At 68.8% G+C, this 12,486-nt stretch carries 10 protein-coding genes and 3 pseudogenes; 6 read left to right on the top strand and 7 right to left on the bottom strand.

Annotated features, from left to right (window positions below):
- Positions 1-12: 12 nt before the first annotated feature.
- Positions 13-1,030, bottom strand: a pseudogene (locus ACZ51I_RS29535) (zinc-dependent alcohol dehydrogenase family protein).
- Positions 1,031-1,243: 213 nt separating this feature from the next.
- On the opposite strand from ACZ51I_RS29535, the gene ACZ51I_RS29530 reads away from it, so the two are divergent.
- Entirely contained in the window at positions 1,244-2,128 is an 885-nt protein-coding gene (locus tag ACZ51I_RS29530; protein WP_468881866.1) for a helix-turn-helix transcriptional regulator, read from the top strand.
- Between the two features lie 174 nt (positions 2,129-2,302).
- On the opposite strand, the gene ACZ51I_RS29525 is transcribed toward ACZ51I_RS29530, so the two are convergent.
- Positions 2,303-2,854, bottom strand: a complete 552-nt coding sequence (locus tag ACZ51I_RS29525) for an MmyB family transcriptional regulator (RefSeq protein WP_468881863.1) — start codon at positions 2,852-2,854, stop codon at positions 2,303-2,305.
- Between the two features lie 77 nt (positions 2,855-2,931).
- Between ACZ51I_RS29525 and ACZ51I_RS29520 the strand changes: the two are divergent.
- Positions 2,932-3,132 (top strand): annotated as a pseudogene (locus ACZ51I_RS29520) (SDR family NAD(P)-dependent oxidoreductase); the annotation flags it as partial.
- Positions 3,133-3,329: 197 nt separating this feature from the next.
- Here ACZ51I_RS29520 and ACZ51I_RS29515 read toward each other — a convergent pair.
- Positions 3,330-4,526: a hypothetical protein gene (locus ACZ51I_RS29515; RefSeq protein WP_468881861.1), complete on the bottom strand. Its 1,197-nt coding sequence runs from the start codon at positions 4,524-4,526 to the stop codon at positions 3,330-3,332.
- Between the two features lie 912 nt (positions 4,527-5,438).
- Positions 5,439-5,687, bottom strand: a complete 249-nt coding sequence (locus ACZ51I_RS29510) for a hypothetical protein (RefSeq protein WP_468881859.1) — start codon at positions 5,685-5,687, stop codon at positions 5,439-5,441.
- A 625-nt stretch (positions 5,688-6,312) separates the two neighbouring features.
- Between ACZ51I_RS29510 and ACZ51I_RS29505 the strand changes: the two are divergent.
- Positions 6,313-6,516, top strand: a pseudogene (locus ACZ51I_RS29505) (transposase); the annotation flags it as partial.
- 340 nt (positions 6,517-6,856) lie between these two features.
- Positions 6,857-7,807, top strand: coding sequence for a pentapeptide repeat-containing protein (locus ACZ51I_RS29500; RefSeq protein WP_468881856.1), 951 nt, complete (start codon positions 6,857-6,859; stop codon positions 7,805-7,807).
- Here the strand turns inward: ACZ51I_RS29500 and ACZ51I_RS29495 are convergent.
- The 3 genes from ACZ51I_RS29495 to ACZ51I_RS29485 form a co-directional block, all read right to left on the bottom strand.
- Entirely contained in the window at positions 7,777-8,205 is a 429-nt protein-coding gene (locus ACZ51I_RS29495; protein WP_468881853.1) for a hypothetical protein, read from the bottom strand. The two genes, ACZ51I_RS29500 and ACZ51I_RS29495, sit on opposite strands and share 31 nt — an antisense overlap.
- Positions 8,206-8,343: 138 nt before the next feature.
- Positions 8,344-8,637: an SDR family oxidoreductase gene (locus ACZ51I_RS29490; protein WP_468881983.1), complete on the bottom strand. Its 294-nt coding sequence runs from the start codon at positions 8,635-8,637 to the stop codon at positions 8,344-8,346.
- Positions 8,638-9,045: 408 nt separating this feature from the next.
- Positions 9,046-9,165, bottom strand: a complete 120-nt coding sequence (locus tag ACZ51I_RS29485) for a DUF6207 family protein (protein ID WP_468881982.1) — start codon at positions 9,163-9,165, stop codon at positions 9,046-9,048.
- 366 nt (positions 9,166-9,531) lie between these two features.
- Here ACZ51I_RS29485 and ACZ51I_RS29480 point away from each other — a divergent pair, with 366 nt between their 5' ends.
- Both ACZ51I_RS29480 and ACZ51I_RS29475 read left to right on the top strand, forming a co-directional pair.
- Positions 9,532-12,276, top strand: a complete 2,745-nt coding sequence (locus ACZ51I_RS29480; protein ID WP_468881851.1) for a hypothetical protein — start codon at positions 9,532-9,534, stop codon at positions 12,274-12,276.
- A 17-nt stretch (positions 12,277-12,293) separates the two neighbouring features.
- On the top strand, positions 12,294-12,479 hold the full coding sequence (locus ACZ51I_RS29475) for a hypothetical protein (protein WP_468881848.1): 186 nt from the start codon (positions 12,294-12,296) through the stop codon (positions 12,477-12,479).
- The last annotated feature ends 7 nt before the right edge of the window (positions 12,480-12,486 follow it).

Raw genomic sequence — 12,486 nt, 5'->3', positions numbered from 1 at the left:
CCGGTGGAGAGGTCAGGGGGTGAGGAGGGCCTTGATGGCGCGGCGCTCGTCCATCGCCTTGTAGCCTTCGGCGACCTGCTCCAGGGGCAGGGTGAGGTCGAAGACCTTGCCCGGGTCGATGCGGCCGGTCAGGACGCAGTCGATGAGGTCCGGGGAGGTAGCGGCGTACGGGGGCGGGGCCGCCGCGCAGGCCGACGTGGGAGAAGAACAGCTCCTGGCCGTCGACGGCGACGTCGTGGGGGACGCCGACGAAGCCGACGTTGCCGCCGGGCCGGGTGGAGCGCAGTGCCTGCTGCATGGCTTCGGCGGTGCCGACGCATTCCAGCACGCTGTCGGCGCCGATCCCGCCGGTCAGCTCCTTGATCCGGGCGACACCCTCGACGCCGCGCTCGGTGACGATGTCGGTGGCGCCGAACTCCCGGGCAAGCTTCTGGCGGGATTCGTGGCGGGACATGGCGATGATCCGTTCGGCGCCCAGCTCCTTGGCCGCGATCACTCCGGACAGGCCGACGGCGCCGTCGCCGACGACCACGACGGTCGAGCCGGGCCGTACCTCGGCCGCGTCCGCGGCCCACCAGCCAGTGCCCATCACGTCGGACAGCGCCAACAGGCCCGGCCAGAGCTGCTCGTCCGGGGTCTCGTCGAGAGCCACGAGGGTGCCCTGGGCGTTGGGGATGCGCACGTACTCGGCCTGGCAGGTGGACATGAACTCACGGTGCAGGCAGTTCGACTGGAAGCCGTTGGAGCAGTTCGCGCAGGTGTTGTCCGAGGTAGCAAACGAGCCGAGGACGAACTGCCGCGGCTTCACCGTGGTGACCTCGGAGCCGACCTCCTCGACAAAGCCGACGTACTCGTGGCCCATCGGGTGCGGGTCGCCGATCGGCTCGGCACCGCGGTAGGGCCACAGGTCGGAGCCGCACACGCAGGTGACAGCCGTGCGGAGGATCGCGTCGGTGGGGTGAAGCAGCTTCGGGTCCTCCAGGGACTCGAAACGGACGTCACGGGGGGCGTGGATGACTGCGCCGCGCATGAGAGAGCTTCCTTCGCCTACCGGGGGCGGGCGATCCCAGATGTCGTGGCCGTCACCGAGTGCAGGGCCAGGTGCAAGATTCCGTCGTGACGACCGGGTGAAAAGCACCACGTCACCCAGGTAACCCGCTCTTCGCGCGGGGAGCGAGACACCATCAAGGGGTGTACCACCAGTACATCCCTATGGACGCGGGCGGGACGTACCGTCGAAGGCGTGGACAACCAAGCAGAGGTCCGCGAGTTCCTCACCTCGCGGCGAGCCCAGATCACCCCCGAGCAGGCCGGCCTGCCTCCCGGGAGCCGCCGACGGGTACCGGGCCTGCGCCGCAGCGAGGTCGCCGCGCTCGCCGATGTGAGCGTGGAGTACTACGCCAAACTGGAACGCGGCAACCTCGCTGGCGTCTCCCCGGCCGTCCTCGAAGCCGTCGCCCGCGCGCTCCAGCTCGACGACGCCGAGCGCGCCCACCTGCTCAACCTCGCCCACGCCGCCGACGGCTCCGACGCCCTCACCCGCCCCCGGCGCCGCACCGCGCAGTGGGAGGCGCACCGGAGCCTGCAGTGGGTCCTGGACGCCGTCACCGCCGGCCCCGCCTTCGTACGCAATGGCCGCATGGACCTGCTCGCCACCAACGAGCTCGCCCGCGCCTTCTACACAGACGTCTACGCCTCGGCCGGCAACCAGGCGAACCTGGCCCGCTTCCAGTTCCTCGACCCCGCCTCGCGCCGCTTCTACCCCGACTGGGACCTCGCCGCCGACATCGCCGTCGCCATCCTGCGCACCGAAGCCGGCCGCAACCCGCACGACAAGGACCTGCACGATCTCGTCGGCGAGCTGTCCACCCGCAGCGACGCCTTCCGCACCCGTTGGGGTGCCCACAACGTCCGCCACCACGGCACTGGCACCAAACGCTTCTACCACCAGGCCGTTGGCGACCTCACCCTCGCCTACGAAGGGCTCGAGATGGCCGCCGCACCCGGTCTCACCCTCACCATCTATACCGCCGAACCCGGCTCACCCAACGAAGAGGGTCTGCGCCTCCTCGCCTCCTGGGCCGCCACCCAGAACGTCGGCTCGCCTGCGGAGCAGGGCGCCGACTGACCGCCACCGGCATGAACATCTCGGGCCTGGGCCGGGCCGGATCCCGAGGGGCCTCGGCCGCGTCCATGTAAACCGAGTGCCACCGTCGCCCACCCGATGCGTTTCGGGTGGTGCCGTCCGGGTGGTCGATTGCCGTGTTCGCGGGCGGGCATGTCGCCTCGCGTGGCCCGTCATTCAGTCCGGTGTCTCGCCCGATTCGGCGGGCTGGGAGTCGTTGGCCGGCGCGGACCGCTCGATGCCGTCGTCGGTCGAGGCCCAGCTGGCCAGCAGGTTCAGGGCGTCCTGCGAGGGTGAGTGGGGCTCGGCGGTGTAGGTGAGGAGGAGCTGGCTGGGGCCGTCGGGGAGCGGGAAGGTTTCGAAGGGCAGGTCGCCGACGACCGGGTGGTGGAGGAGCTTCACGCCCGTGGTGTGCATGCGGACGTTGTGGGCCGCCCAGCGGCGACGGAATTCCTCGCTGCGGGTGGACAGCTCCCCGATCAGGTTCGTCAGCCGCCGGTCGTAAAGATCGCGGCCGGCCTCGGCGCGCAGCATGGCGACCGTGTCGTTGGCGACTTCATGCCAGTGGCGGAAGAACTCGGTCGCGTGCGGGCTGAGAAAGACGAACCGGGCGTTGTTCGGCGGCCGTGCCGGGTCGGCGTAGACGGGGGAGAACAGGGCGCGCCCGGGGTGGTTGGCGGCCAGGATGTCCCCGCGTCCGCTGAGGATGAACGCGGGTGTGCCGGCCATTGAGTTCCGGATGCGCTGCACCGTGGCCGTACACGCTGCTGGGCCGGGCGGCGGCGTGGCGGGCGGGTGGTGCCGGCGCCGCGCAGGCAGCTGTCGACCGCTTCGGCCGCATCGACGTCCTGATCAACAACGCCGGGAACTTTTTCGCCGGCTACTTCGAGGAGATCTTGCCCGTGCAGATGCGCAGACAGTTCGAGACCAACCTCTTCGGCCCGATGAACGCCACCCGCGCCGTCCTGCCGATCATGCGCAAGCAGCGCGCTGGCCACGCCATCACCAGCCCTCGGCGGCACTCCCGGCCGGCGGATCGCCCCCGTCCCCGCCACGACCTCGTGAACGCGAACTGACCCCAGAGCGATCCCCGCGGTATCTGCCGGGCCGGCCCCCCAAGGCGGGCCCGGTCGTCATGAGCAATCCCCGTGGGTCGCGGACCACGAGGAGGCCACAGTGCGATCGGTCCGTCTTCCCGCACACCTCACTGGTCGTGCGGACGCTGCTGGACCCCCGTGTCCGGCGTCTGGGGGGGGGCAGGGCCCCGGAAGCGGGCGAGTGTCTTGGTGAGGGTCTTCCAGGGTGACGGATCCTCCTTGGACGTCGCCGGCGATGCCGCCCGGAGGGCGCCGTCGCCGCTGTTCGCCTCGGCGAGGGCGTCGAGCGCCGACTCGGCGGCCTGCCGGTACAGGTCGCAGGAGGCTGTCATGGCTTCGAGTGCCTTGGCGTACCTGGTGACCATGGCCTGTGCGTGGGCCAGTTCCTCGGCGGGGGTGAGCAGGTGCCAGCCTTGGCGCAGCCGTGTCAGGACCTGTTCGGCGTCGGCTGGCAGTGGCTGGGACAGCGAGGCGAACTCCTTGAGCTTGTCGAGGAGTTCGGTGGGTTCCGTGCCGTCCAGGAAGACGTTGCGTACCGTGAAGTGCTCCGCGTCGTAATCGGAGGGCTGCGGTGTCGGGGGCAGGATGACGGCGCCGCCGCGCGGTATTCCCACGCCCAGCTCACGCTTCATCACGAAGTCGGCGGTCAGCGCCTGGTCCGGCGTGGCCCGGTGTTCGACCACCCGGTGCCGCAGGCTCGGTGGCAGGAACGCCGTGATCGGCCGGCGTCCCAGGGCGTCCGGCGTCATCGCCTCGTGCACCACGACATGGATGAACCAGCTCTGCCGGGTGCAGGCCCGCAGCAGGCGGCGCATCTCGTCGTCGTCCTTCGGCAGGTGGTTCGTCGTCCGCAGGCGCACGTCCGGCACCATCTCGTGGTCCCATGCGACCTGGTCGCTGTCGGGCCAGAACATGGTGGCTGGTGAGGGCCAGCTCGCTTCCCACGCCCGCCCGGCCTCGGCGGCGATGACCCAGGTGACACCCTCGCCTTTCATGCGGCGGGACTCGGGCTCGTACGTGGTCAGCTGCGCGCGCACCGTGACGCCGTCGGCCACGCGCCAGCGGGCCTCGAAGAGGCGGCGGGCGGACGGACCGGGGTCGGCGGACTCGTCCCGGGGGTACAGGTCGGTGGAACGCGCCGCCTCGACGGGGTCGAGGTCCAGGAAGTCGTCGATCACCCGGGCCGCCTTGAGAGCGAGCAGGTTGCGCCGGACGTCCCGCTCGGGTTCGGGCCCGAGGTGACGCCCACGCCCGAGCCAGGCGGTGTCGGGGACGGTGGTCGATGAAGCGCTGTTCTTGGTCATGGAACCGTTCGGTGGGCGATCAGGGCCCGACCAGTATGGTCCGCAGCCCGCGCGAGACAAGCGGTACCCCACCGGCGTCGCCGTGGACCGAATGCCCGGTCGACGGGAAGCCGATCGGTCCACAGGCAGCGCGGCTGCGAGACGGGGCTCCGCACCCGCGGCATACGAGGCCCGCTGTGGCCTTGCGTGTCGCTGCTGGGGCAGTCAGGGGGGCGCAGGGACGTCGTCGATGTAGCTGGTTCCGGCAGAGTAGCTGGCTAAGAGGTCGGCTACACGCCGGATCAGGAGGCTGAGGAGAAGCGCCTGTGGGGCCTCGTGCGGGAGCTGTCGATCGCCGTGTCGACGCATCCGTACTTGGGACACCCTGGAGAGGGATGCGGGGCTGGTGAAGGCCCGTATGGAGCTGAAGCAGCATCCGAAGGCCCAGCCGGACGCCGCTGGCTCGGTGGGTGCCGGGGTGGCGTGAGTAGGTGGCTGTTGTGGAGATGCCGATAGCCGACCGGCTGGAGAAGCAGGAGACCCTGCGTGACGCCCGTTTCCGGCTGCTTACCGGCCGAGACGAACGCGCGGCCCTGCTCTGACGGGTCACCGCCCCGTTGAACGCACCCTGGGGCGGAGCAGGGGGAACGATGGCACGAAGCCGATGTACACCATCATCCTGATGACCCAGGAAGCGTTCTGCATGCGATGCGGCAGCGCAGAAACCCGAGTTACCCGCCTCGACCAGACCAGCGTGGAAGGTACCTGCTTCCGCTGCAACAAGCCCGTCCGCGCCGAACCTGAACGGTCCGCCTATCGGCCTGGTCACGGACGATGCCGACGGCTTAGCGCCGTTCCGGGGTAGGGCCCGGGGCGGCGCCCACCGCACCCGCGGCACCCGCTGAGGCGGCGACGGCGGCGCCGGCGGCCGGCCTACAGGGCGTCCAGCGGGCCCGTCGTAGGAGCGGGCGGTGAGTCGTCGTCGTCATCGCCCGGGGAGCCGGGGAACATCAGCCAGGCACTGGCGCTGATCATGCCCATGGACGTCAGTCCGAGGGCCAGCTTCACCAGCCGCATGCCGCCCAGCCAATCGTGCGGGGGCCCGAAGACCACCCAGAAACCGAGGGCTGTTCCGGCGAGCAGGACGATGACAGCGGCGGTGCGGCGTAAGGCAGTGGACATCCGTCCATGATCTCATTCGGGCTCACGCTCACGGTCGGCCGCCCGGAGCGGCCGACCATCGTCTTGACCGGCGTGGAGCTGCGGCGCCCGGTGACGGAGGTGGGCTCCACCGCACGCGGTCGCCCCGCCGTCAGCAGATCGAGGACGCGCTGCCCGTCCTGACCGCCAAGTACGAGGAACGGCAGGGATACGCGCCGGGGGAGTGGGCTGCCTACGACGTCCGGGTGCCCGCCTCCCCCAGGAGCAATTCGGCGGCCGCCAGGTCGAGCGCGTGGCCAGACCCCGGCCCTTCCGCACGCCGGCCGCATACCGGCTTCATGCTGGGCGGCGCGCAGCGACGTTCCCGCGGGCCGAGAGCCATTGCCGACCAGGGGCGTCCGGGTGCTGGCGCCCACGTCGTCCAGAGCTGTTCGGCGGGGGAGCAGTCCTGGATCGATCAGAGCTGGACGGTCAGGTCCCGGCACCAGGAACAGGAGGCAGGCTCCGCCCGAGTAGAAGGCCTGCGGAATCTGGCTCTCCCGCTTCCGCAGGCACGACCAGACCCAACTGTCAGCAGCCGCTCACGGCGCCTCCTGCAATCAGCAGAAGCTGGACGGAGGGAGCCTCGCGGATCCGCGATGGGCCCGACGGCGTTCACTTCAACGTCGGTCTGGGCGAGGACCGGCTCTGCATCCTCGTGGTCATCGGAGTCCGCGCAGACGGCACCAAGGAACTGCTCGCCCTCGCGGACGGCTACCACGAAGCGACGGAGTCATGGACCGACCTGCTGCGGGACTGCCGCCGACGCGGCATGCGTGCGCCGGTCCTGGCCGTGGGTGATGGGGCACTCCGGGTGGCCAGGGGCGGCGTCACGGCATCGCTCCGGAAGGGGACGAGCCCGCGCTGGCGGCCTGGCTGAGGCCTGCGGGCGGCGGCACAGAGTGGACCACCCACCCGATGGCTCTTGGCCGCACGGGGGCTTAATGAGGCAACGGCGGTGTGGCGTCCCCCGCACACGCACCCTGGCGTGCGGCAATAGTTGAGTGACCCGGTTCGCGCCCCTCCGGAGGATCCGCCAGAGCCAGCAGCGGCGCGATGCCCGGCGCCGTCTGGCGAGGCGTCGGCGCCGGGCAGCCAGCACCGCCCAACAGACTTCACGGCTGTCATTGCTTCTGCTCAGCTTGCCCGGATTGGCTGCCGTCGCCGCACTGCTCTTCACGTGGCTGCAGGTCACCCAGTCGGGCAAGGAACTGCAGATCGTCGAGGATCAGCAGATCACGACCCGCTTCAACGCGGCAGTCGGCAACTTGTCCTCCGACTCGGTCGACGTACGTATGGGTGGGATCTTCGCGCTCGAGCGCATCATGAAGGATTCTCCCGCAGACCAGCCCACCATCGTGTCCGTGCTCTGCGCGTACGTGCGCCAGCACGCGCCGCTGCCGAGAAAGGCCACGCCGACAGCCGACGTGTACGCCGCCATGGACGTCCTGGCACGACGCAGCACTGAGCACGACGGAGGGCAGGCGTTAAATCTCGGCCACACGGATCTGAAAGCTTGGGGACCGGGGTTAGGCGCCCAACCTGGAGCCGGGGCGCACTTGCAGGGGACGAGCTTCGAAGAGGCGGACCTGCGCGAGGCGGCAATCAACTTTTCGGACCTCCGCGACGCCTATCTGCAGGGCGCGAACCTAGCCGATGCACAGATGGTTGCGACCGACCTCACCAATGCCAGCCTGCAGCGCGCCCGGCTGAACAGCACGTACTTTGCGAAGGCCAACCTCACGGGTGCCTCGATGTGCACGGAAGGATTCGGCGACTGTGCCGAGATGCACGGAACGAACTTTTCGGGTGCTGTCCTGACGAGAGCGGAGTTCACCTATGCCGATCTGCGGGAGGTGACGTTCTGCGACCACGACAAGATGATTCTGCCGAACGGAGACGTTCAACAGATCGGCTGCGCCACCCTGCGGCAAGCAGACCTTCGCGGAGCCAACCTGGCCGGCGCCGATCTCAGAGGCGTGGACTTGTCAAACGCCGCACTGGATCAAGCCGACCTGACAGGGGCGGACCTGACCGGAGCGAATCTCGCTGGCGCGAGTCTCGACGGTGCTCAGACCGCTGGCACAAAGGGGCTGGGGTAGGTCACGCCGCACGCTGGTCGTGGGGCCGGCGTCAGGCAGGACGTCGGGGTCCTCGACGCCACCGCCTCGGGATAGTCGCCGCGCTGCCGGGCGAGCATCGCGCAGGTTCCACACCTGCAGCACCACTTCGGATCCCTGCGCCAGGCCGGCCAGGGCCAGGGCCCGGTCCAGGGACGGCCGGCGCCGTCGAGCCGACCGGCGTCGATCGGCGACCACGCCGCCGTGGCGGTGAAATCGGCGGCGAGCGCGTACAGGCGCTGCCGCACGCGCTGGGTGGCGGACTGCTGCAGGTGGAGCGCTTCGTCGGCCCCGGCGAGGGCGGCCTGCTCCAGGTTGTGCCCGCCGCGCTCGGCGTCCAGTGCGAGGAGGCGCTTGACATCGTTGCGCAGCCGGATCATGACTCCGACACTCTGACGGTGCTGCTTCGGATGCTTGCGGCAGGCGCGGGGACCGTGCGGTCTGCACGATGTGCGTGGTTGTGGGTCCTGTCGAAAGAGCCGGTTCAGCGCGGTAAGCGACAGTCGAGGAAGGGCCGCCTACCAGGCCAAGGGTTCCCCTTTCCGGAAGAAGCCGCAGGTAGGGCTGGAATCGGGCAGGGTGGCAGCCCAGACGACGCTGGCGGCGCCCTGCTCGACGGGTCCGCCGCCCGGGCCGCCCATGTCGGTGGCGATCCAACCCGGACAGACGGCGTTGACCAGGATTCGCTCGGCAAGCAGTTCGTCAGCGAGCTTGCGGGTGAGGGGGTTGAGGGCCGCCTTTGAGACTCCATAGGCGGGGGTTCCGCCGGACACGTGCTTGAGGGAGCCGGACTCGCTGGAGACGTTCTCCAGGTAAGGGCGGGGTGAGCGGCGCAGCAGTGGCAGGAACGCCTGTGCGGTTCACCAAGCACCGAGGAGGTTGGTCTCCAGGGTGCGACGACCTCGTCGAGGTCGGCGAAGACGGCACGCCGGGTGGTGTCGTAGTTGATGGCGGCGTTGTTGACGAGGACGTCGAGGAGACCGAACTTTTTCAACCACGTTGCGGGCGAGGGTACGGACGTCGTCGGCGTCGGTCACGCCAAGTGCGGCGGTAGCGAGCGCGGCGATACGTACGGTGCGGGTCCTCAAAGACCTTTCTCGGGAAAGGGGGGGCGGGGTCCGAGGAGCGCGATCATCGCACCCGGAACTGCCGGGGATGGAGAAAACTGTGAAGATCGACCAGGAACTGCTCGGAGGCCATACGAACGGGACGATCTCGGGTCACCGGCTGCCGGAACGCCGGCTCTCCGCGTACACCCGCGCCCGCACGCCAGGCTCACCCGGCGTGCGCCACACCGGTGCGAAGCCCGAGGTGGCCCACCGCTGCTGGAGACCGTCCATCACGGCCCGGACTGAGTCCTCATCAGCGCCGTGATGCTCAGGGCGACCAGCACTGGTCATGCGTGTCACCGGCTCCTGGATCCGGCGGTTTCGCCGATGCTCCTCGGCAGCCTGCTGCATGGCACCCGGGCCCGGGTCCAGCGAGAAAGGACATCGTCGTGGGCGACCTCGGGGGGCTCCCGTTTCGGGCCGGATCACGGCGCCGAGTGCGCGGGCGTGAGCCGGTGGTACAGAGAGCTGTCCTGGCAGGGCCATGCAGGGACACCGCCTGGCCCAGTCGGGTGGTCGGGCAGCCGATGCGGTGAGGATTCAGTCCCGCCATGGGACCTGGAAAGCATGTACTGACCGAGTGAAGGGTTATCCGACATGACGCTGGTCGTCACGTTCGTCGGCGCAACGACCGTCCTGAGCAGCGCAGTCGGCTCCTCGTACAAGCTCTGGACCTACAAGGTCGAAGGCAACCAGCAGGAGCTCCCCACTGGGAACCGGATCTCGCTCGCGCTGTCCACCGACATCAACGTACTGGATCCCACCACCGTCCCAGGAGTGCCCGGCCTGGACCAGATGTTCCTCCAGAAGGACGCGGCAGACCCGCGCCAGTACGTGGGCCGGGTGATCAGCGGATCCGGGCCCCAGACAATCGCGTTCGTGGCCCCGGCCCGCGCCGTCAGCGGCGACGTCCTCCTGATGAAGTCCACCTCCGGAAACCCGTTCGTCTCGGTTGCCTTCGCCGTCGTGGCGAACGGGTCCACGAGTCATTCGCAGCGCATCACCGTGCCGGCTCCGGGCCAGCCGACGTTCGCGGGACGGCCGCTGGCGGACTTCACGGGTTCACTGCCGTACGCGACTGAACTGTTCGGCGTCTACCACCCGCTGACCGGATGGTTCGGCGCCTACTCCTCCATGGCCGCCGCCACAGCCCACCCTTCCTCCCCCTTCGCCAGTCTGACGACGCTCGCGCGTTTCCGCGGCGCGGAGGCGCGCACGATGACCGATCCGGCGCTCGCCGCGCTCGCGCAGCACTACGACGCGGCGGAACTCTCCGGCCTGTCACCGGTGGGAATGGTGAATCTCTTCCGGGAGTACTTCTTCGAGTTCGACACCTTCCTCGGCACGCCGGCAGGACACATCTGGGTCAGCCCGGGTGGCAGCGTCGAGGTCGTCGAGACCAGCACCAGGCGTACGTTGGTCGAGAAGTTCACCGAGGTGTCCGAGGAGATCTCCCGGAAGACCGAGGAGAGCCTGACCGAGCAGGACGACATCGCCGACGCCGTCAAGGAGGACAACTCCACGGACACGAAGCTCGGCGTCAGCGCCACCGGCGGAGTGAACGCGAAGATCTACCACGCCGACGCCAGTGCCAGCTTCAGTACCCAGAACACTGTAAAGCGGGGATCCGAAGCCACCCACAAGCACACCCGCACCCAGACGGCCAAGGCCACCAGTGAGATCAAGCGGAACTTCAAGACCACCTTCAAGACGGTGACCGAGTCGACGGACACATCCAGCCGCCGGTACGTCCTGCAGAACAACACGACCGACTTGGTGAACTACGAGATCCGCCGCAAGATGCGGAAGGTCGGGGTGCAGCTCCAGCACATCGGCACGCGGCTGTGCTGGCAGGTGTTCATCGGCGAGCCGGGCAGCGAGCTCGGGCTGGGGGACATGGTCCACGTCGTCGAAGCGCCCGACCTGACCGCGATCCAGAAGCCGGAGAAGAGAGCCGTCCCGCAGGACCAGAAGGTCACCCACCAGCTGTCGCTGCCATTCGTCCTGACCCATGGCGCGGACCACGACGCCGAGAACACCTACAAGCCCGACACCGACCCCAACGTCGGCATCTTCGAACCCGACGTGGGCAAGAACGATCTCATCAAGTTCCGGTTCGACTTCCCGCTGCCTGCGCCACCGGACGGCTTCGAGATCAAAAAGGGTGTCGCCCCGGAGGTCGACTTCCACGGAGCCCAGGTCCAGTTCACTCTCGACCCCGCCGTCCTGGGCCTGCCGGAGAACCCCGAAGTGGCCAAGAACAGCCTCGGACTGCGGCTGACGTACGCCAACTTTCAGGGCAACAAGTCCCTTCCCTTCAGCGCGGCCATCACGTACATGCCCAAAACGGAGACCAAAGAGGCGATCGAGAAGGCTAACAACGAGGCCGAAGCCGCATACAAGAAGGAAGTCGCCCGCCTGCAACACGAGGCCTACGGCAAAGCAGTCCGCGAAAGGTTGCGCCTGGTGAGCACCATGCGCGCCCGCACTCCCGAGGAACTGCGCAGCGAAGAACGCCGGGTGGTCTTCCGCAACCTCATCCGTCGGCTGGAGCAGGCCGACCAGTACCCCCGCAACCCGGCGCATCTGCCCTTCCCCGAGGCTGAGGGCATCCAGCACCTCTTCGACGTGGAGGAGATGCTGTACTTCGTCGCCCCGGACTACTGGCGCCCCGGCCCGGTGCCTTCCCCCGCCGTCACGATGAACAGCACGGGCCGGTATCCGCTGCCTTCGGAGGACGAGACGACGCCCTCCGGGGCCACAGCCCTTCCCCTCCAGGGGCAGACCGTGGCCGGCTGGTACTCCCGAGCCGAGAAGTACCGGGCGGTCGACGCGCAGTCGTCGTCGCCGGAATGGCGGGTGAACTACCTCATCACGGAGCAGACCCAGCCCGCGCCGCTCGGAAGTTCTCTGGGCTGGCTCATCCAGATCGACGGCGACGAGCGGCGCAACGAGTTCCTCAACGCCGCCTGGGTCAAAGCCGTCCTGCCCGTCCGGCCAGGGCAGGAGCAGGCCGCTCTGGACTGGCTGACCAGCGTCGAGGGGGAAGCCGGGCTCGACGTCACATACGTTCGCCAGGACGGCGACCCCGACTCGTTCCAGGGCAAGAAGATCGGACAGGTACTCTCCTCGGTCGCCGCGCAACTGAAGACGGCCAACACCGACTACAAGGTCACCCAGGCCTCGGAGAAGATCTTCGAGACCGGCTTCGACCCTCTGGCCGACGGATTCCGGCCGGCACAGCCGTACGAGGTGTTCGACCAGTGGACCGAGGTCCTCCCGACCGACCAGGTGGCCGCGGTGGCCGTGCAGTACGACCCGAAGACCGGACAGCAGCTGTGACGGCACAGGAGGCCGCCGTGAACGTGTACACCGTCGAGTACGCGGCGCCGAAAGAACCGCCCCTGAGGGAACGCAGGCTCAAGGCCGACGACTACACCGTCCACGGGGACTTCGTCGACTTTACGACCGCCGACGGCAAGAAGGTCTTCAGCGTCCGTGTCGAAGCCGTGGTGACAATCTCCAGGGAAGCCGACGCGACCTGAGGATCAG

This window comes from Streptomyces sp. NPDC034084, from assembly GCF_055575535.1.
This window is presented reverse-complemented; position numbering and strand designations above follow the sequence as displayed.

Bases quoted from the DNA above. Each gene is read 5' to 3' on its own strand.
- ACZ51I_RS29525 (WP_468881863.1), bottom strand. From the start codon at position 2,854: ATGGCCGGCACACCCGCGTTCATCCTCAGCGGACGCGGGGACATCCTG.
- ACZ51I_RS29515 (WP_468881861.1), bottom strand. From the start codon at position 4,526: ATGACCAAGAACAGCGCTTCATCGACCACCGTCCCCGACACCGCCTGG.
- ACZ51I_RS29510 (WP_468881859.1), bottom strand. From the start codon at position 5,687: ATGTCCACTGCCTTACGCCGCACCGCCGCTGTCATCGTCCTGCTCGCC.
- ACZ51I_RS29495 (WP_468881853.1), bottom strand. From the start codon at position 8,205: ATGATCCGGCTGCGCAACGATGTCAAGCGCCTCCTCGCACTGGACGCC.
- ACZ51I_RS29485 (WP_468881982.1), bottom strand. From the start codon at position 9,165: ATGGACGGTCTCCAGCAGCGGTGGGCCACCTCGGGCTTCGCACCGGTG.
- ACZ51I_RS29480 (WP_468881851.1), top strand. From the start codon at position 9,532: ATGACGCTGGTCGTCACGTTCGTCGGCGCAACGACCGTCCTGAGCAGC.